The 19,424-nt window shown below is 70.3% G+C and carries 19 protein-coding genes; 1 reads left to right on the top strand and 18 read right to left on the bottom strand.

Features of this window, described 5'->3' with window-relative positions; all coding sequences use genetic code 11:
- Window positions 1-18: 18 nt before the first annotated feature.
- From coaBC to pyrR, 12 genes are all read right to left on the bottom strand, one after another.
- Window positions 19-1,236, bottom strand: a complete 1,218-nt coding sequence (gene coaBC, locus AB0I88_RS13635) for a bifunctional phosphopantothenoylcysteine decarboxylase/phosphopantothenate--cysteine ligase CoaBC (protein ID WP_361022555.1) — start codon at window positions 1,234-1,236, stop codon at window positions 19-21.
- Between the two features lie 69 nt (window positions 1,237-1,305).
- A complete protein-coding gene (gene rpoZ, locus AB0I88_RS13630; RefSeq protein ID WP_204295460.1) occupies window positions 1,306-1,569 on the bottom strand; it encodes a DNA-directed RNA polymerase subunit omega in 264 nt (87 codons plus the stop codon).
- 12 nt (window positions 1,570-1,581) lie between these two features.
- Window positions 1,582-2,184, bottom strand: coding sequence for a guanylate kinase (gene gmk, locus AB0I88_RS13625; RefSeq protein WP_361022551.1), 603 nt, complete (start codon window positions 2,182-2,184; stop codon window positions 1,582-1,584).
- A gap of 32 nt (window positions 2,185-2,216) precedes the next feature.
- Window positions 2,217-2,534, bottom strand: coding sequence for an integration host factor, actinobacterial type (gene mihF, locus AB0I88_RS13620; protein WP_014693418.1), 318 nt, complete (start codon window positions 2,532-2,534; stop codon window positions 2,217-2,219).
- A 184-nt stretch (window positions 2,535-2,718) separates the two neighbouring features.
- Window positions 2,719-3,549, bottom strand: a complete 831-nt coding sequence (gene pyrF, locus AB0I88_RS13615; RefSeq protein ID WP_361022548.1) for an orotidine-5'-phosphate decarboxylase — start codon at window positions 3,547-3,549, stop codon at window positions 2,719-2,721.
- Window positions 3,550-3,569: 20 nt separating this feature from the next.
- Window positions 3,570-4,778, bottom strand: a complete 1,209-nt coding sequence (locus AB0I88_RS13610; protein ID WP_361022699.1) for an adenosylmethionine--8-amino-7-oxononanoate transaminase — start codon at window positions 4,776-4,778, stop codon at window positions 3,570-3,572.
- A 199-nt stretch (window positions 4,779-4,977) separates the two neighbouring features.
- Window positions 4,978-6,006: a quinone-dependent dihydroorotate dehydrogenase gene (locus AB0I88_RS13605; protein WP_361022545.1), complete on the bottom strand. Its 1,029-nt coding sequence runs from the start codon at window positions 6,004-6,006 to the stop codon at window positions 4,978-4,980.
- A gap of 230 nt (window positions 6,007-6,236) precedes the next feature.
- On the bottom strand, window positions 6,237-9,551 hold the full coding sequence (carB, locus tag AB0I88_RS13600) for a carbamoyl-phosphate synthase large subunit (RefSeq protein WP_361022542.1): 3,315 nt from the start codon (window positions 9,549-9,551) through the stop codon (window positions 6,237-6,239).
- 4 nt (window positions 9,552-9,555) lie between these two features.
- Window positions 9,556-10,695, bottom strand: a complete 1,140-nt coding sequence (gene carA / locus AB0I88_RS13595; protein ID WP_361022539.1) for a glutamine-hydrolyzing carbamoyl-phosphate synthase small subunit — start codon at window positions 10,693-10,695, stop codon at window positions 9,556-9,558.
- The gene (locus AB0I88_RS13590; RefSeq protein WP_361022535.1) at window positions 10,692-11,963 is read right to left on the bottom strand and encodes a dihydroorotase; all 1,272 of its coding nucleotides are present in this window, start codon (window positions 11,961-11,963) and stop codon (window positions 10,692-10,694) included. The genes carA and AB0I88_RS13590 overlap by 4 nt, the downstream gene beginning before the upstream one ends.
- On the bottom strand, window positions 11,960-12,880 hold the full coding sequence (locus AB0I88_RS13585; RefSeq protein WP_361022532.1) for an aspartate carbamoyltransferase catalytic subunit: 921 nt from the start codon (window positions 12,878-12,880) through the stop codon (window positions 11,960-11,962). The genes AB0I88_RS13590 and AB0I88_RS13585 overlap by 4 nt, the downstream gene beginning before the upstream one ends.
- The gene (gene pyrR, locus AB0I88_RS13580) at window positions 12,877-13,437 is read right to left on the bottom strand and encodes a bifunctional pyr operon transcriptional regulator/uracil phosphoribosyltransferase PyrR (protein WP_361022529.1); all 561 of its coding nucleotides are present in this window, start codon (window positions 13,435-13,437) and stop codon (window positions 12,877-12,879) included. Before pyrR ends, AB0I88_RS13585 begins: the two co-directional genes overlap by 4 nt.
- Before the next feature lie 307 nt (window positions 13,438-13,744).
- On the opposite strand from pyrR, the gene AB0I88_RS13575 reads away from it, so the two are divergent.
- Window positions 13,745-14,233, top strand: coding sequence for a transcriptional regulator (locus AB0I88_RS13575; protein ID WP_014446326.1), 489 nt, complete (start codon window positions 13,745-13,747; stop codon window positions 14,231-14,233).
- A gap of 155 nt (window positions 14,234-14,388) precedes the next feature.
- Here the strand turns inward: AB0I88_RS13575 and nusB are convergent, their stop codons facing one another.
- From nusB to AB0I88_RS13545, 6 genes are all read right to left on the bottom strand, one after another.
- On the bottom strand, window positions 14,389-14,823 hold the full coding sequence (nusB, locus tag AB0I88_RS13570) for a transcription antitermination factor NusB (protein ID WP_361022526.1): 435 nt from the start codon (window positions 14,821-14,823) through the stop codon (window positions 14,389-14,391).
- Window positions 14,823-15,380: an elongation factor P gene (efp, locus tag AB0I88_RS13565; RefSeq protein ID WP_361022523.1), complete on the bottom strand. Its 558-nt coding sequence runs from the start codon at window positions 15,378-15,380 to the stop codon at window positions 14,823-14,825. The genes nusB and efp overlap by 1 nt, the downstream gene beginning before the upstream one ends.
- Window positions 15,381-15,472: 92 nt before the next feature.
- Window positions 15,473-15,892, bottom strand: coding sequence for a type II 3-dehydroquinate dehydratase (gene aroQ / locus AB0I88_RS13560; protein ID WP_361022520.1), 420 nt, complete (start codon window positions 15,890-15,892; stop codon window positions 15,473-15,475).
- Window positions 15,889-16,989 carry a 3-dehydroquinate synthase gene (gene aroB, locus AB0I88_RS13555; protein ID WP_361022696.1) on the bottom strand — a complete coding sequence of 367 codons (1,101 nt, stop codon included), beginning with the start codon at window positions 16,987-16,989 and terminating at the stop codon, window positions 15,889-15,891. The genes aroQ and aroB overlap by 4 nt, the downstream gene beginning before the upstream one ends.
- Window positions 16,990-17,189: 200 nt before the next feature.
- Window positions 17,190-18,368: a chorismate synthase gene (gene aroC / locus AB0I88_RS13550; RefSeq protein ID WP_361022517.1), complete on the bottom strand. Its 1,179-nt coding sequence runs from the start codon at window positions 18,366-18,368 to the stop codon at window positions 17,190-17,192.
- A 114-nt stretch (window positions 18,369-18,482) separates the two neighbouring features.
- Window positions 18,483-19,346, bottom strand: a complete 864-nt coding sequence (locus AB0I88_RS13545) for a shikimate dehydrogenase (protein WP_361022693.1) — start codon at window positions 19,344-19,346, stop codon at window positions 18,483-18,485.
- Window positions 19,347-19,424 lie beyond the last annotated feature (78 nt).

The following is a 19,424-nucleotide window of genomic DNA, read 5'->3' as shown; positions in this document are numbered from 1 at the left end:
CGTAACGCGGGAGTTTAGTCAGGCTTGCCGAGCGTCTCGGACCTGGGCGTCCAGGCGAGCGGCGACCTGATCGAAAATCATATCGGCCACATCGTCTTTGGGCATTTCCCCATGGGTGGCGGTGAAGCCGTCCGCCCCCAGCAGGGTGACGGTGTTGCGGTCCTGCCCGAAGACCCGGTCGACACCCACTTCATTGACGACTATCAGGTCCGCACGTTTGCGGGCGAGCTTGCCGCGGGCGTTCTCCAGGGCGTCCTGAGTCTCCGCCGCGAAGACCACGAGCACCTGACCGGGCAGCTTGTTCGCACCCAGTTCGGCGGCGATGTCCGGGTTTGTGACCAGGTGGATTGCTTCGGGCGCACCGTCGCCGGTCTTCTTGATCTTCTGCTCGGCGATCGACGCGGGACGGAAGTCCGCGGGCGCGGCCGCCATCACCACGACATCAGCGGACCCCGCTGCCTCGACGGTGGCCTTGCGCAACTCCTCGGTGGTCCCCACACGCACCACATCGACACCGGCCGGCTCAGGAAGCGAGACATTAGCTGAGACGAGCGTCACCCTGGCACCGCGTGCGACGGCGGAGCGGGCCAAGGCGTACCCCTGCTTGCCGGAGGACCGGTTGCCGAGGAACCGGACCGGGTCGAGCGGCTCGCGGGTGCCCCCGGCGGTGACCACCACGTGCCGCCCCGCAAGATCAAGATCAAGACCCCGGCGGAGTACGCGCAGCGCGACCTCGAAGATCGAGGACGGCTCCGGCAGCCGCCCCTTGCCGGTGTCCTTGCCGGTGAGCCGGCCGACCGCGGGCTCGATCACCACGGCGCCCCGCTCCCGCAGGGTCGCCACGTTGGCGCGGGTGGCCGGGTTCTCCCACATCTCGGTGTGCATGGCCGGCGCGTAGACGACCGGACAGGTGGCCGTGAGCAGGGTGTTGGTGAGCAGGTCGTCGGCGATGCCGTGGGCCGCCTTGGCGAGCAGGTCGGCGGTGGCCGGGGCGACCACGACCAGCTCGGCGGCGCGGCCGATCCGCACGTGCGGCACCTCGTGGACGTCGTCCCAGACCTCGGTGGCGACCGGCCGCCCGGAGAGCGCCGACCAGGTCGGCTCCCCGACGAACTTGAGCGCCGACCCGGTGGGCACGACCCGCACGCCGTGACCGGACTCGGTGAACAGCCGGAGCAGCTCACAGGCCTTGTAGGCGGCGATTCCCCCGCCGACTCCCAGGACGATCTCGGTCACGAAGTCACCTCAGATGACAATTGGTCCCGCACCCGGAAGCACCGGGCACGGGACCAATGAAGCGGATGGTCAGGGCTGGTCGGTCGACTCGGCCGTCAGCAGCCCGGCGTTGATCTCCCGCATCGCGATGGAGAGCGGCTTCTCCTGCGGGGTGGTCTCGACGAGGGGGCCGACGTACTCGAGCAGACCCTCACCCAGCTGGCTGTAATAGGCGTTGACCTGGCGGGCGCGCTTGGCCGCGAAGATCACCAGCGAGTACTTCGACGAGGTCTTGTCGAGCAGCTCATCGATGGGGGGATTGGTGATGCCTTCGGGGTTCGCGATGGTTCCCACGTTGGAAGATCCTTAATGCTCGTGAGCTGGTGTGGCCGGCGTCAGGTATGACGAACCGAGCAATCCTACCAGCTCATCGGCTGCCCGTTCGACGAAGTCGTTGACCACGGTGACATCGAACTCCGACTCGGCGGCCAGTTCCTCGTCGGCGTGTGCGAGACGGCGCTTGATGGTCTCCTCGTCGTCGGTGCCCCGGCCGATCAGACGGCGCTGCAGTTCCTCGACGCTCGGTGGAGCGAGGAAGACCAGGCGGGCCTCAGGCATAGCGGCGCGCACCTGACGGGCGCCGTGCAGGTCGATCTTCAGCAAAACGGGCCGGCCCTGCTGGAGCCAGCCCTCGACCTGCGCGCGGGGTGTTCCGTAGAGGTTGCCCGCGAATTCCGCCCACTCCAGCAACTGATCGCCTTCGACCAGACGCTGGAATTCGGACCTGGTCACGAAGTGGTAATGCTCGCCGTCGGTCTCGTAGTCGCGTTTCTTGCGGGTTGTCACCGACACCGAGAGTTTGATCCACGGCGAGCGCAGCCGGATCAGCTCGATCACACTGTCCTTTCCGACCCCTGAGGGGCCGGAAAGGACGGTGAGGCGGGCTGCCGGCTGCGCGTCGTCATCCATGCTCACGGCTCATTCCTACACGAGCCCGTGAGTCAGTTCGCAGCGAACTCCCCCAGGAGGGCCTTGCGCTGCTGGTCGCCGAGACCCCGGAGCCGGCGGCTCTCAGCGATCTTCAGCTTCTCCATGATCTGGGTCGCACGGATCTTGCCGATGCCCGGCAGCGCCTGAAGCACGGCCGAGACCTTCAGCTTGCCGACGACCTCGTCGGCCTCCGCGCGGTCGAGCACGGCGGCGAGGGTGGTCTTGCCGGACTTGAGCTGTTCCTTGAGCTCAGCCCGAGCCTTGCGAACTTCCGCGGCCTTCTCCAGCGCGGCAGCGCGCTGCTCGGGGCTCAGTGACGGGAGCGGCACCAGTTCTCCTCAGGTCCCTTACGCGGCGGTAGTTCAATACCGGCGCTTCTGTGAAACGTGGTGTGCCAGGGAACCAAAGGGGCATGTGGTTCCCGGCGCCGGGAAAACTAGCGGTCAAACACGGTTTCGGCAACGTGGGGGTACCCCGGACCCGGCTCTTCGGGAGCCTGATAAGCAGGCCGTTTCACCCGAGCGCGGCGCGCACACCGGCCAGGACGCGGTCCGTCGCGGCCCGCAGATCGGCGATCTTCGGGCCCGCCGCGAGAACCTCGCGTGAGTACGACGGCAACACGTTGTGCAGGCTTTCGCCGAAGACCGCGCGCAGGTCATCGGGGGTTCCGCCCTGCGCTCCGAGGCCCGGGGCGAGCAGCGGGCCGTTGACCTCGGAAAGGTCGTGGCCGGTCTCGCCGATCGTCGCGCCGACCACGAGGCCGAGGCTGCCGATCGGCTTCGCACCCGCGTTGAGCTGGGAAATCTCGTCGATGACGGATTGCGCGACGGTTTTTCCGCCGGCCGTGACGGCGTGCTGGACGGCCGGGCCCTCCGGGTTCGAGGTCAGCGCCAGGACGAAGACGCCGCCTCCGTGAGCGGCCGCAAGGTCGAACGCGGGCCGCAAGGACCCCACTCCGAGGTAAGGACTCACAGTAATCGCGTCAGAGCGGAGAGTACTCGCCGGATCCAGGTACGCCTCGGCGTAAGCGGCCATCGTCGAGCCGATGTCACCCCGCTTCACGTCGAGCAGGACAAGAGCCCCGGCTTCCCGGGACTGTCGGATAGTTGACTCAAGAACCGCGACGCCACGTGACCCAAATCTCTCAAAAAAAGCGGACTGTGGTTTCAGGACAGCCACCCGATCGGCCAGCCCGTCGACCACCGTACGGGCGAAACGTTCCAGGCCGGCGATGTCGTCCGACAGGCCCCAACGGGCCAGCAGAGAGGCATGTGGATCGATGCCGACGCAGAGCGGGCCACGCTCCGCGACCGCCCGGTGCAGCCGTTCGCCGAAGGTCTCCATAACTTGTTCCCTCTTCCGTGTCAGCCGGCCGCCGCCGCGGACGCCATCCCCGCGACGATGCGGGCCACGTCGGCGTCATCGGTCACGAACGGCGGCATCGTGTAGATCAGATCCCGGAACGGGCGCAGCCAGACGCCCTCGGCCACCGCCGCAGCGGTCGCCTTCGCCATGTCGACGTCGTGGTCGAGCTGAACCACGCCGATCGCGCCCAGAACACGCACGTCCGCGACCCCACGCGCCCCGCGCAGCGGCTCCAGGCCGTCCCGGAGAGCCTTCTCGATCATCGGTACGCGCTGCGCCCACCCACCGGCGCGCAAGAGGCTCAGCGAGGCCCTGGCGACGGCACAGGCCAGCGGGTTGCCCATGAAGGTCGGGCCGTGCGCCAGCCCGCCGCCCTCCCCCGCCGAGATCGCCTCCGCCACCGCCCCGGTGCACAGCGTCGCGGCCAGGGTCAGGTAGCCCCCGGTGAGCGCCTTGCCGAGGCACATGATGTCCGGGCTCACCCCGGCGTGGCCGGCCCCGAAGAACCGCCCGGTCCGGCCGAACCCGGTCGCGATCTCGTCGAAGATCAGGAAGATGCCGTGCGCGGCCGTCGCCTCCCGCAGCACCCGCAGGTACTCCGGATGGTGGAACCGCATCCCGCCGGCGCCCTGCACCACCGGCTCGACGATCACGGCGGCGATCTCGTCCGCGTGCCGCTCGATCAGGCCGGTCAGCGCGGTGGCGTAGCTCTCGTCCCACTCGGCCGGAGGCGGCCCGGCGAAGATCTGCCGGGGCAGCACCCCGGTCCACAGCGAGTGCATGCCGCCGACCGGGTCGCAGACGCTCATCGGGTGGAAGGTGTCGCCGTGATAACCGCCACGCCAGGTCGCCAGGCGCCGCCGGCCCGGCCGGCCGAGCGCCCGCTGCGCCTGCAACGCCATCTTGATCGCCACCTCGACGGCGATCGAGCCGGAGTCGCAGAGGAACACGTGCTCCAGGCCCGCCGGGGTGACCTCCACCAGCTCGGCGGCCAGCCGGATCGCGGGCTCGTGGGTGAGCCCGCCGAACATCACGTGGCTCATCCGCCCGGCCTGGCCGGCCAGCGCGGCGTCCAGGACCGGATGCCGGTAGCCGTGGATCGCCGCCCACCAGGACGACATCCCGTCGATCAGCTCCCGGCCGTCGGCCAGCCTCAGGCGTACGCCCTCCGCGCTCTCCACCAGGTAGGGCTCGCCGCGGCCGGGCATCGGACCGTACGGGTGCCAGACGTGCGCCCGGTCGAGCGCGAGCAGCTCCACGGCGGCGCTGCCGTCCCGGCCGGGCGACCCGGACGGCGGGCCGAGCGCAACGGGGTCGCGCTCGGCCGCGCTCATGTCGGCGTCTCCGCTTCGCTCCGGCGCCGCCATGAGTTCAGACCTGAGCTGACTGATTCGCTCGCAAACTCGCTCATGGCGTGGCGGCGGCCCGAGCCGGGCGGGCGCCGCGGGCGACCGCCAGGACCAGGTCCGGGCCCTTGTAGATGAATCCGGAGTAGAGCTGCACCAGGGCGGCGCCCGCGTCGAACATGCGGGACGCGTCATCGGCCGACATGATCCCGCCCACCCCGATGATCGGCAGCCGGCCGCCGGTCTCGGTGTGCACGAACCGGACCACCTCGCGGGCCCGGGCGGTCAGCGGAGCGCCGGACAGCCCACCGGCCTCGTTCGCCAGATGCCGGTCGGAGGCCGCCAGCCCGTCCCGCGACAGCGTCGTGTTGGTGGCGATGATCCCGGCCGCGCCGTGGTCGAGACAGACCTCCAGCAGCTCGGCGATGGCCGGCTCGGTGAGATCGGGCGCGATCTTGACGAGCACCGGCACCGGCCCGGCCAGGGCCTTGAGCAGCGCGGCGATCGCGCCGGAGTCCTGCAGGGTCCGCAGGCCGGGCGTGTTCGGCGAGGACACGTTGACCGCGATGTAGTCCGCGTACGGGCTCAGCAGCCGGTACGAGGTCAGGTAGTCCTCGACCGCGTCCTCCAGCGGTGTCACCTTGGACTTGCCCAGCGAGACGCCCAGCGGCACGCCGATCGGGCCCAACGCCGCCAGACGGTCGGCCAGGGCCGCCGCTCCCGCGTTGTTGAAACCCATCCGGTTGACGATGCCCCGCGACTCCCTGGCCCGGAACAGGCGCGGCTTGTCGTTGCCCGGCTGCGGCTTCGCGGTGACCGTACCGACCTCGACGAACCCGAAGCCCAGCGCCGGCCACGCGGGTAGGGCGGTCCCGTTCTTGTCCATACCGGCGGCCAGGCCGACCCGGTTCGGGAAGCGGACGCCGAACACCTCCACCGGGTTGGAGAAGGCGTACCAGCGGCGCATCGCCTCGAGGGCCGGGGCGGGCAGCGACCCGAGCCGGTTCAGCGTCCACTCGTGGGCGTGCTCGGCGTCCCCGCCGCCCAGCCGGAACAGCACCGGCCGCGCGACAGCAGTGAAAAGACTCATCGCGCCACCTCCGCTGCGCTCCGGCGTCGCAATGAGTTCAAACCTGAGCCCGATGATTCGCTCGCAAGCTCGCTCACTGCGCCACCTCCGCTGCGCTCCGGCGTCGCAATGAGTTCAAACCTGAGCCCGATGATTCGCTCGCAAGCTCGCTCACTGCGCTACCTCCGCTGCGCTCCGGCGTCGCAATGAGTTCAAACCTGAGCCCGATGATTCGCTCGCAAGCTCGCTCATTACTCGCCGCCCCGGAGGATCTTGTGGAGCTCCTGGAGCGGCCGGACCTTCATGTCGCCGGCCCGGAGCGCCTCGATGCCCATCACCGCGGCGGCCGCGCCCGGCACCGTGGTGATGCTCGGCACGTCCGCGGTGACGGCGGCGCTGCGGATCTCGTACCCGTCCAGCCGGGCGCTGGCGCCCGAGCCCTGCGGGGTGTTGATGATCAGCGCGATCTCGCCGGCGAGGATCAGCTCGACCGCGTTCTTGTGGCTCGGGTCCTCGTAGTGCTTCGGGACGACCTCGCAGTCGATGCCGTAGCGGCGCAGCACCTCGCCGGTGCCGGACGTGGTGACGATGGTGAAGCCCAGGTCGGCGAGCCGCTTGACCGGGAAGATCATCGAACGCTTGTCCCGGTTCGCCACCGAGACGAAGACCTTGCCGCTGGTCGGCAGCGAGCCGTACGCCGCGGCCTGCGACTTGGCGAACGCGTGGCCGAAACCGGCGTCGATGCCCATCACCTCGCCGGTCGACTTCATCTCCGGGCTGAGCAGGCTGTCCACGTTGTTGCCGGCCAGCGTCCGGAACCGCTTGAACGGCAGCACCGCCTCCTTGATGGCGATCGGCGCGTTCGGCGGGGTGGTCCCGCCGTCGCCCGCCGGCAGCAGCATGCCCTCGGCGCGCAGCTCGGCGATGGTGGCGCCCAGCATGATCCGGGCGGCCGCCTTGGCCAGTGGCACAGCGGTCGCCTTGGAAACGAACGGGACGGTCCGCGAGGCCCGCGGGTTCGCCTCCAGCACGTAGAGGGCATCGTCCTTGAGCGCGTACTGCACGTTCATCAGGCCACGCACGCCGATGCCCCGGGCCAGCGCCTCGGTGTAGCGGCGCACCTCGGCGATGTGCGAGCCGGCCAGCGTGATCGGCGGCAGCGAGCAGGCCGAGTCACCGGAGTGGATGCCGGCCTCCTCGATGTGCTCCATGACCCCGCCCAGGTACACCTCGCCGGTGGCGTCGCAGAGCGCGTCCACGTCGATCTCGATGGCGTCGTCGAGGAACCGGTCGACCAGCACCGGGTGGTCCGGCGAGATCTCGGTGGCCCGCTCGATGTACCCCTTCAGGGTGGGCTCGTCGTAGACGATCTCCATGCCCCGGCCGCCCAGCACGTACGACGGGCGGACCAGCACCGGGTAGCCGATCGTGTCGGCGATCGCCTTGGCCTCGGAGAAGCTGGTGGCGGTGCCGTGGTCGGGAGAGCGCAGCCCGTTCTCGTTGAGCAGCGCGCCGAACAGGCCACGGTCCTCGGCCAGGTCGATCGACTCGGGGCTGGTGCCGACGATCGGGACGCCGGCCTCCTTCAGCCGGTTCGCCAGGCCGAGCGGGGTCTGGCCGCCGAGCTGGACGATCACGCCGATCACGCCGGGGCCGCCGGCCGCCTTGCCGGAGCTGTCCTCGGCGTGGAACACCTCGAGGACGTCCTCGAAGGTGAGCGGCTCGAAGTACAGCCGGTCGGCGGTGTCGTAGTCGGTGGACACCGTCTCCGGGTTGCAGTTGACCATGACGGTCTCGTAGTCCGCGCCGCGCAACGCCTGTACGGCGTGCACGCACGAGTAGTCGAACTCGATTCCCTGGCCGATCCGGTTCGGCCCGGAGCCCAGGATCAGCACCTTGGGCCGGTCGCTCGGCGCCACCTCGGTCTCGGAGTCGTACGACGAGTAGTGGTAGGGGGTGTCCGCCTGGAACTCGGCCGCGCAGGTGTCGACGGTCTTGTAGACCGGGCGCAGGCCGAGCCGGTGCCGCAGGGCCCGCACGCCGTCCTCGCCGGCCAGCTCCGGCCGCAGGGTGGCCAGCTGCCGGTCGGAAAGCCCGGCCCGCTTGGCCTTGCGCAGCAGCTCCTCGTCGAGGACCGGGGAGGCCAGGATCTCGGCGCGCAGGTCGACCAGGGCCTTGATCTCGTCGAGGAACCACGGGTCGATCCGGCCGGACGCCCGGTGCACCTGCTCGACGGTGGCGCCGAGCCGCAGCGCGGCCTCGACCGTGTAGAGCCGGCCGTCGTGCGGGACGCGCAGCGCCTCCAGAGCCTCGTCCACGCTCTCGAACGTCGGCGCGGTCCAGAACCCGGCGGCTTTGGTCTCCATCGAGCGCATGGCCTTGTTGAGCGCCTCGGCGAAGTTGCGGCCCAGGCTCATCGCCTCGCCGACCGACTTCATCGTGGTGGTGAGCTCCCGGTCCGCGCCCGGGAACTTCTCGAAGGCGAACCGCGGGATCTTCACGACCACGTAGTCGAGAGCCGGCTCGAAGGCGGCCGGCGTCTTGAGCGTGATGTCGTTCGGGATCTCGTCGAGCGTGTAGCCGATGGCCAGCTTCGCCGCGATCTTGGCGATCGGGAAGCCGGTCGCCTTCGACGCCAGCGCCGACGACCGGGACACCCGCGGGTTCATCTCGATGACGATGAGACGGCCGTTGTCCGGGTTGACGGCGAACTGGATGTTGCAGCCGCCGGTGTCCACGCCGACCTCACGGAGCACCGCGATGCCCAGGTCACGCAGGCGCTGGTACTCCCGGTCGGTGAGGGTCATGGCCGGGGCGACGGTGACGCTGTCGCCGGTGTGCACGCCCATCGGGTCGACGTTCTCGATCGAGCAGACGACCACGACGTTGTCGTGCTTGTCGCGCATCAGCTCGAGCTCGTACTCCTTCCAGCCGAGCACGCTCTCCTCGATGAGCACCTCGTGCACCGGGGAGGCGGCCAGGCCGGCGCCGGCGATCCGCTCCAGGTCCTCGGCGGTGTGCGCCATGCCCGAACCCAGGCCGCCCATGGTGAACGACGGGCGGATGACGACCGGCAGGCCGATGTCGGCGACCGTCTCACGGACCTCGTCCATCGAGTGGCACACCCGTGAGCGCGGGGTCTCACCACCGGCCTTCGCCACGATGTCCTTGAACAGCTGCCGGTCCTCGCCCTTGCGGATGGCGTCGACGTTGGCGCCGATCAGCTCGACGCCGTACTTCTCCAGGACGCCGCTCTCGTGCAGCGCGATCGCCGTGTTGAGCGCGGTCTGGCCGCCCAGGGTCGGCAGGATCGCGTCCGGGCGCTCCTTGGCGATGACCAGCTCGACGAACTCGGGGGTGATCGGCTCGACGTAGGTGGCGTCCGCGAACTCCGGGTCGGTCATGATCGTGGCCGGGTTGGAGTTGACCAGCGACACCCGGATGCCCTCGGACCGCAGCACCTGGCAGGCCTGGGTGCCGGAGTAGTCGAACTCGCAGGCCTGACCGATGACGATCGGGCCGGACCCGATCACCATCACATGTTTGAGATCTTCACGCTTCGGCACTCGCTCAGCCCTTCTTTTCCACAAGCTCTACGCTGAGTCGGCCTTTTCGCTCCACAAGTTCCACGAAACGGTCGAACAGGTAGTCCGCGTCGTGCGGGCCGGCGGCGGCCTCGGGGTGGTACTGGACGGTGAAGGCGGGAACCTCCAGGCCGCGCAGGCCCTCGACCACGTTGTCGTTCAGGCAGACGTGCGAGACCTCGACGCCGCCGAACTCGGTGCCGATGCGCTCACCGATCGGGGCGTCCACGGCGAACCCGTGGTTGTGGCTGGTCACCTCGACCTTGCCGGTGGTCTTGTCGAGCACCGGCTGGTTGATGCCGCGGTGCCCGTACCCCAGCTTGTAGGTGCCGAAGCCGAGCGCGCGGCCGAGGATCTGGCTGCCGAAGCAGATGCCGAACAGCGGCACGCGGCGGCGCATCACCTCCCGGGCCAGCGCGACCGGGCCGTCGGCGGTGGCCGGGTCGCCCGGGCCGGGTGAGAAGAACACCGCGTCCGGGCCGACCGCCAGCAGATCCTCGATGGTCGAGGAGGCCGGGAAGATGTGCGTGGTGACGCCCCGCTCGGCCAGGCGGCGCGAGACGTTGCGCTTGATGCCCAGGTCCAGGGCGGCGACCGTGTAGCGGTGCTCGCCGTCGGGCTTGACGGTGTACCGCTCGGCGGTGGTGACCTGGGCGGAGAGGTCGGCGCCGAGCATCTGCGGCTCGGCCAGCACCCGCTCCAGCAGCGAACGCGGGTCGAGGTCGACGCTGGACACGCCGGCCCGCATGGCGCCGCGCTCACGCAGGTGCCGGGTGAGGGCCCGGGTGTCGACGCCGCTGATCCCGACGACGCCCTCGGCGGCCAGGCGTTCGCCCAGGTCGCCGGTGGAACGCCAGCTCGACGGACGGCGGGCCGGGTCGCGGACCACGTAGCCGGCCACCCAGATGCGGTCCGACTCGTCGTCCTCGCCGTTGACGCCGGTGTTGCCGATCTGCGGCGCGGTCTGCACCACGACCTGCTTGTGGAACGACGGATCGGTCAGCGTCTCCTGGTAGCCGGTCATGCCGGTGGTGAACACCGCTTCGCCGAACGTCTCCCCCACGGCGCCGTACGCCGTGCCGTGGAACGTGCGCCCGTCCTCCAGGACGAGGATCGCCTTGGTCACTTGACTGCCTTTCCGTCCAGAACCGTGGCCTCGCCCCGCAGGAAGGTCGCGACGATGCGACCGGGCAGGGTCATGCCGGCGTACGGCGTGTTGCGGCTGCGGCTCGCCAGCCCGGCCGGATCCACGATCCGCTGCGCCGAGGGATCGACGAGCGTCAGGTTGGCCGGGGCGCCGGCCCGCGTCAGGTCGCCGCCGTGCCCGGCCAGCCCGGCGATCCGGGCCGGCGCGATCGACATGCGGTCGGCGATGAGATCCCACCGCGGCCCGAAGATGCTGAGCACGATCGGCAGCGCGGTCTCCAGGCCCAGCATGCCGGGGCGGGCGTGCGCCCACTCGCACTCCTTGTCCTGCACGGCGTGCGGGGCGTGGTCGGTGGCCACCACGTCGATCACCCCGTCCAGCAGGGCCTGGCGCAGGGCTTCGACGTCGCTGCGCGTACGCAATGGGGGGTTGACCTTGTAGACCGGGTCGTAGCCGGCCGCGAGCTCGTCGGTGAGCAGCAGGTGGTGCGGGGTGACCTCGGCGGTGACCCGGATGCCGCGGGCCTTGGCCTGGCGCAGCACCTCGACCGAACCGGCCGTGGAGACGTGGCAGACGTGCAGGCGGGAGCCGACGTGCTCGGCCAGCAGCACGTCCCGGGCGATGATCGCCTCCTCGGCGACGGCCGGCCAGCCGGTGAGCCCGAGGCGGGTGCTGACCTCGCCCTCGTGCATCTGCGCGCCCTCGGTGAGGCGGGGCTCCTCGGCGTGCTGGGCGATGACCCCGTCGAACGCCTTCACGTACTCCAGGGCGCGGCGCATCAGTCTGGGGTCGGCGACGCAGAACCCGTCGTCGGAGAAGATCCGCACGCCGGCCGCGGAGGTGGCCATCGCGCCGAGCTCGGCCAGCTGTCTGCCGGCCAGGCCGACCGTGACGGCGCCGATCGGCTGCACGTCCACCAGCCCGGCCTCCCGGCCCAGCCGCCAGACCTGTTCGACCACGCCGGCGGTGTCGGCGACCGGCGACGTGTTCGCCATCGCGCAGACCGCGGTGTAGCCGCCGAGGGCGGCGGCGCGGGATCCGGTCTCGACGGTCTCGGCGTCCTCCCGTCCGGGCTCTCGCAGGTGGGTGTGCACGTCCACCAGGCCGGGCAGCGCGACCAGGCCGGCCGCGTCGATGACCTCGGCGTCCGGACCGGCGGGCCCGGCCGAGATCACTCCGTCGGAGATGTGCAGGTCCGTCGGCGAGGCGCCGAGGATCGAGACGCCCTTGAGCAGGTACGCCATCACTTGCCTCCCAGCAGCAGGTAGAGGACGGCCATCCGGACGCTGACGCCGTTGGCGACCTGTTCGACGATCGTGGAACGGGGTGAGTCGGCCACCTCGGGCGCGATCTCCATGCCCCGGTTCATCGGCCCGGGGTGCATGACGATGGCGTGCTCGGGCAGCTTCCTCATCCGCGGCATGTCGAGCCCGTAACGGCGGCTGTACTCCCGCGCGGAGGGGAAGTACGAGTCCTGCATCCGCTCGGTCTGCACCCGCAGCATCATCACCACGTCGCTGTCGGGCAGCACCGCGTCCAGGTCGTAGGAGACCCGGGTCTTCGCGGAGAGCGCCGCCGTGACGTCGATCGGGATCAGGGTCGGCGGGCCGACCAGGGTGACGTCCGCGCCCAGGGTGGTGAGCAGCAGGACGTTGGAGCGGGCCACCCGGCTGTGCAGCACGTCACCCACGATGGCGACCTTGAGGCCGTCGAGCCGGCCCAGGCGGGAACGCATCGTGTACGCGTCGAGCAGCGCCTGGGTGGGATGCTCGTGGGTGCCGTCGCCGGCGTTGACGACCGAGCCCTCCACCCAGTTGGCCAGCCGGTGCGGGGCGCCGCTGGCCGAGTGGCGGATGACCACGGCGTCCGCGCCCATCGCCTGGAGGGTGAGCGCGGTGTCCTTGAGGCTTTCGCCCTTGGACACGCTGGAGCCCTTGGCGGAGAAGTTGATGACGTCGGCGGAGAGCCGCTTGGCGGCCGCCTCGAAGGAGATCCGGGTCCGGGTGGAGTCCTCGTAGAAGAGGTTCACCACGGTGCGGCCGCGCAGCGCCGGCAGCTTCTTCACCTCGCGCCCGGACAGCGCCGCCATCTCGGCCGCGGTGTCCAGGATGAGGGTGGCGGTGGGGGCGTCCAGGTCGGCGGCCGAGCGCAGATGCTTGATCACGTGAGGCCCCCGATCAGTTTGACCTCGTCGGCGCCGTCGATCTCGGTGAGCGTCACCTTGACGCTCTCGCTGAGCGCGGTCGGGATGTTCTTGCCCACGTAGTCGGCGCGGATCGGCAGCTGGCGGTGGCCGCGGTCGACCAGCACCGCGAGCTGCACCGAGCTGGGCCGGCCGAGGTCCTTGAGCGCGTCCAGGGCGGCGCGCACCGAGCGGCCGGAGAAGAGCACGTCGTCGACCAGGATGACCCGCAGACCGTCGATGCCACCGGCGGGCAGCTCGGTCTTGCCGAGCGCGCGGGTGGCGTTGCGGCGCAGATCGTCGCGATAGAGCGTGATGTCGAGGGATCCGGCCGGGATCTCGACGCCCTCGAAGGCGTGAATCCGGGCGGCGAGCCGGTGCGCCAGCGGAACACCCCGGGTGGGAATGCCGAGCAGCACGGTGCCGGTGGCGCCGGAGGTCTTCTCGAGGATCTGATGGGCGATGCGGTCGACGACCCGGTGCAGGTCGGACCCCGCCAAGATGATCTTGCTAGGCGCGTCTGCGCGTGGCTGCGCCACGGCGGACCTCCTTCCCCGCCTCACGGGACGGGTCGTTAAAGGATGTCGGTCAGGCCCCGGGAGACCGGGACCTGATGGCTGACGCTACGTTACCAGTGGACGCAGCGTTGACCATGGTGACGTGCCTGACTGGAGCGGATCGGACAAATCCCGCCGTCTTGGGATACAGCCGGTAACTTTGGTGCGGCCCGCGCGACTCATCGGTAACCAGCACTTGACCGGCGGTCGCAAACTCCGTACCGTCACGCAGCGTAGCGATCCGTGAGGAAAGAACCCTCCGGGCCAGCACAGTACCGGGAGTGTCCAAATGCCGTCTGAGTACGCGAAGTCGCTGGGCGCTCGTCTGCGCTCCATCCGCCAGCAGCAGGGCCTGTCCCTGCAGGGTGTCGAAGAGAAGTCCAACGGCCGCTGGAAGGCGGTCGTCGTGGGCTCGTACGAGCGTGGCGATCGCGCGGTCACCGTGTCGCGCCTTGCCGAACTCGCCGACTTCTACCGTGTTCCCGTCTCCGAGCTGCTGCCCGACGGCAGTGGCATCCGTCTGGAGGCGACCAACAAGATCGTCCTGGACCTCGAGAAGCTGTATGACACCACCGGCGAAGACCTCGCCTACGTGGCGCGATACGCCCGAGCGATCCAGCAGCAGCGCGGCGACTACAACGGCCGCGTTCTCTCCATCCGCGCCGACGACCTGCGCGCGCTCGCCATCGTCTACGACATCTCGCCGTCCGGCCTCATCGAGCGCCTGACCGAGCAGGGTGTCCTGGTCGCCGACCCGCGTGCCTTCTTCGCCAGCTGAACTGAACCAGATCAGCAACACCCAGTAGTGCCCCCCGTGAAGCCCGCGCCGCCCGGCGCGGGCTTTTGCGTCTTCTGAACCCGGGGAGCCCGTCGCCCGTACCCCTGAACATGAAGAAACGGCCCGGACCATTTGATCCGGGCCGTCCCACGATCTCAGCGGGTGGCGAAAGCCGCGATCCGGTCCAGCAGCCCGTTGAGGAACCGGGGGCTGTCGTCGGTCGACATCTCCTTGGCCAGCTCGACCGCCTCGGTGATCGCCACCGGGTCGTCCACGTCCGGCTCGAAGAGCAGCTCGTAGACCGCGATCCGGGCGAGGTTGCGATCCACCGCCGGCATCCGGTCGATGGTCCACCCCTCGGCGTAGCTGGCGATCAGCTCGTCGATCCGGTCGAGATGCTTGGCCACACCCTCGATGAGGGTCTTCGAGTACTCCAGGTGCTCGGGGTGCGGCTTGGCGATCCGGTCCAGGTAGGTGAGCAGCACCTGGCCCGGCGGCAGGTCACGCAGGTCGGCCTCGAAAAGGACGTCCAGCGCTCGCTTGCGGGCCTTGCGACGCGCGAGCCGTTCCTTCTTGGGACCTTCCGCCATCAGCTGCGGCCGAGGTAGCGGCCGTCGCGGGTGTCGACCTTGATCTTCTCACCGGTGGTGATGAAGAGCGGAACCTGGACGGTCGCGCCGGTCTCGACGGTGGCCGGCTTGGTGCCGCCGGTGGAACGGTCGCCCTGCAGGCCCGGCTCGGTGTAGGTGACCTCGAGGAACACGCTGGTCGGCAGCTCGATGTAGAGCGGCACGCCCTCGTGCAGGGCCACGGTGGCCTCGGCCTCGGGAAGCAGGTAGTTCGAATTCTCACCGACCGTGCCGCCGGGCACGTGAATCTGGTCGTAGGTGTCCAGATCCATGAAGACGAAGTCCTCGCCGTCCTGGTACAGGTACTGCATGGTGCGCTTGTCCACGGTCGCGGTCTCGACCTTGGTGCCGGCGTTGAAGGTCTTGTCGACGACCTTGCCGGACAGCACGTGCTTGAGCGTGGTGCGCACGAACGCGGGGCCCTTGCCCGGCTTGACGTGCTGGAACTCAACGACGGACCACAGCTCCCCGTCGAGATTGAGAACCAAACCGTTCTTCAGGTCGTTGGTGGAAGCCATGTCCTGCCTTTGTATTTTCAGAGCGTTGATCTTGGTTTGTATCGGTGACCGAACCACTCTACCGGCGCGAACCCGCCGGGAGCGAATCGGGCCTATCGTGCGATGTGCTCCAGAGCAAGCCGATATCCGTCGAACCCGAGACCCGCGATCACCCCGGTCGCCACGGCCGAGATCACCGAATGGTGCCGGAACTCCTCGCGCTTGTGGATGTTGGAGATGTGCACCTCGACCAGCTTGCCGCGCAACATCGCGCAGGCGTCGCGGACCGCGTAGTTGTAGTGCGTCCAGGCACCGGGGTTGAGCACCACGTCGGCACCCTCGTCGGCGGCCTGGTAGAGCCACTCCAGCATCTCGTGCTCGGCGTTGGTCTGCCGCACCTCGATGCTCAGGCCCAGATCGTCGGCGACCGTCTGGCACATCTCGACCAGGTCCTTGTAGGTGGCCGAACCGTAGACGCCCGGCTCCCGCAGGCCCAGCCGGCCCAGGTTCGGCCCGTTCAGCACGTAGATCATCGGGCCACCGCCGCGTAGGCCCGCTCCAGCAGCTCCTCGTCCGGCCCGGCCAGGATGCCCGGCTTCGCCAGACCGTCCAGGACCACGAAACGCAAGGTCGCGGCCCGCGCCTTCTTGTCGACGCGCATCGCCGGCAACAACTCCGGCCAGGCCTCCCCGGGGTACGCCGTGGGCAGGCCCAGACTCTCCAGCACCGCCCGGTGCCGGTCCGCCGTCGCGTCGTCCAGCCGCCCGGTCAGCCGGCCCAGCTCGGCCGCGAAGACCAGGCCCACCGAGATCGCGTCGCCGTGCCTCCACGTGTACTTCTCGCGCCGCTCGATCGCGTGACCCAGCGTGTGCCCGTAGTTGAGGATCTCCCGGAGCCCGGACTCCCTGAGGTCCACGCCCACCACCTCCGCCTTCACCCTGACCTTGCGCTCGACCAGCTCAGGGAGCACGTCGCCGCGCGGGTCCAGAGCGGCGGCCGGATCCGCCTCGATCAGCTCCAGGATCCGCGGGTCGGCGATGAAGCCGCCCTTCACCACCTCGGCCAAGCCGGCCGCGATGTCCCCGGCGGGCAGCGTGTCCAGCGCGTCCAGGTCACAGAGCACCCCGGCGGGCGGGTGGAAGGCGCCGACCAGGTTCTTGCCGGCCGCGATGTTCACCGCCGTCTTGCCGCCCACGGCGGCGTCGACCATGCCGGCCACCGACGTCGACACCGGCACCCAGCGAACACCGCGCAACCAGGCCGCCGCGACATATCCGGCCAGGTCGGTGGTCGCTCCCCCACCGACACCGACGACCACATCCGTACGGGTGAAGCCCGCGGCCCCGAGCTCGTCCCAGCACCGGGCGGCGACCTCGATCGACTTGCCGCGCTCGGCGTCCGGCACCTCGATGGGCACGACCGTCGCGACGCCGGCCGCCTGGGCGACGGCCTCGGCACGCTCGCGCAGCGTCGGCGGGTGCAGCACCGCCACCCGGGCCGCGCCCTCGATCATCGCGGGCAGCTCGCCCGCCAGCCCTCGGCCCACGACCACGTCATATGGACGGTCACCCGCCACCGGAATCCGCGTCACCACGGCCGTCACCCTATCCGTGCCGGGCCGCCCGCCCATGACCCCGCCACGCCGGTTCCACTCCTCGGACGCCATCCCGGTCACCACCGGCGACCTGTCGCACGCCATGCTCAGAACCCTGCCGTGCACATCCTCGGCACGGCTGGAACGGCATCTGCGCCGGCCCCGCTTGCGATCGTCGGCGTGGGCGCTGGGCCTGTCGCGGCCGTCGGTGCCGGCGCGCACCGCGGCCGGGGCCGTCAGTGGATGATCAGGTTCTCGAGGTAGGACGCGAGATTGCGGCGGATCTCGGCGACCGAGTCGCCGCCGAACTTCTCCGTCGCGGCCTCGGCCAGCACCAGGGCGACCATCGCCTCGGCGACGACCGCGCCGGCCGGGACCGCACAGACGTCGGATCGCTGGTTGATGGCGGTCGCCGGCTCGCCGGTGGTGATGTCGATCGTCTGCAGCGCCCGGTTCAGCGAGGAGATCGGCTTGAGCGCGGCACGGACCCGCAGCGGCTCGCCGTTGGTGATGCCGCCCTCCAGGCCGCCGGCCCGGTCGGTGACCCGCTTCACACCCTCCGGCGTCGGAACGATCTCGTCGTGCGCCACCGAGCCGCGTGAACGGGCCTGGGTGAAGCCGTCGCCGATCTCCACGCCCTTCACCGACTGAATGGACATGAGGGCGGCGGCGAGGCGGGCGTCGAGCTTGCGGTCCCACTGCACGTGCGAGCCGAGACCCGGCGGGACGTTGTAGGCCAGCACCTCGACGATGCCACCGAGAGTGTCCGCGTCCTGCTTGGCGGCGTCGACCTCCGCCACCATGCGGGCGCTGGCCTCCGGGTCGAGGCAGCGCAGCGGGTCCTCGTCGATCCGGTCGAAGTCGTCCGGAGTGGGGATCACGCCGGGTTTGGCGGCCACCGAGCCGAGCTCGATGACGTGCGACACGATGTCGATGCCGAGCGCCTGCTTGATCAGCTTCTTGGCGATCACGCCGACCGCGACGCGGGCCGCGGTCTCCCGGGCGCTGGCGCGCTCCAGGATCGGGCGGGCGTCGCTGTGCCCGTACTTCTGCATACCGGCCAGGTCGGCGTGACCGGGACGCGGACGGGTGAGCGGCGCGTTGCGGGCCTGCGCGGCCAGCTCGTCGGCGTCGACCGGGTCGGCCGCCATGACCGTCTGCCACTTGGGCCACTCGGTGTTACCCACACGGATGGCCACCGGCGAACCCTGGGTCACCCCGTGCCGGATGCCGCCGATGAGCTCGAGCTCGTCCTGCTCGAACTTCATCCGGGCGCCGCGCCCATAGCCCAGGCGACGGCGCACGAGGTCACGGGTGATGTCCGCGCTCGTCACCTCGATCCCGGCGGGGACACCCTCGAGCAGCGCGACGAGCGCCGGTCCGTGCGATTCACCTGCGGTAAGCCAGCGCAACACGGCAACAGTCTGGCACGACACCGCACACGGGCGGCGACAGGCCGCCCATGTCCCGCCCTGCGGACACCTTCCGGGGTGGGGGCGCTTACCGCCCGTACCGGATCTCGTGGGTCTTCAGCCGCGGTTCTGGACCGCCTCGCCGAGGGCCTTGCGCATGGCCTGCTCGGGCGCCTCCGGCAGGCCGGTGAACTGTTCGAACTGGCTGAGGGCCTGGGCCAGCAGCAGGTCCAGGCCGGAGAAGACCGGCACCTCGTGCGCGGCGGCGTCGGCCGCCAGCGGCGTCGGCCACGGGTCGTAGAGAGCGTCGAAGAAGACGCTGCCGGGACGCCAGCCCACCCGTCCGGCGAGCGGGTCGGCGGCGCCCTTCGGGACGGTCGCGACGACCGCGTCCGCGTCGAACGTGCCGGCCGCGTCGTCCCAGGACACGCCCTCGAGCGTGATCCCCAGCGCGACGGCGACCGGGTCCAGCTCCGCGCGGGCCTCGGGACGGCGGGTGACCAGGGTCACCGTCTCGGCGCCCAGTTGGGCGGCGGCGCCGAGAGCGGCCCGGGCGGTGCCCCCGCCACCGAGCACGGTGATCCGGGGCGGGTCCACCTTGGCGGCGTGCCGGCCGGTGCCAGCGCCGAGACCCGCCTCCCGCAGCACCTGGACCATGCCGATGACGTCGGTGTTGTCCGCGTGCCACGTCCCGTCCGGCCGGCGGATCAGGGTGTTGGCGCAGCCGACCGCGATCGCCAGCGGCGAGGCGGACGACGCCAGCCGCAGCGCGGTCTCCTTGAGCGGCATGGTCAGCGACAGACCGGCCCATTCGGGGCCGAGGCCGGCGACGAGATCGGGCAGCTCGGACTCGGCGCACTCGATCGCCGTGTAGGTCCAGTCGAGCAGTCCGGTGGCGGCGAAACCGGCGGTGTGGATGAAGGGCGAGAGCGAATGCGCGATCGGCTTGCCGCACACCGCGGCCTTCCGCGCGGCAGGGATCTCCTCGGGCTTCTGCACGGGCTCACTCTACGGCGACGGGTGTGCCACCCCCACCCACCTCGGGGCGGGGTGGCTCAC

It is taken from the genome of Actinoplanes sp. NPDC049802 (genome assembly GCF_040656595.1).
Classification (GTDB): domain Bacteria; phylum Actinomycetota; class Actinomycetes; order Mycobacteriales; family Micromonosporaceae; genus Actinoplanes.
The sequence above is the reverse complement of the archived record's forward strand: the minus strand, read 5'-3'. Positions and strand labels throughout refer to the sequence as shown.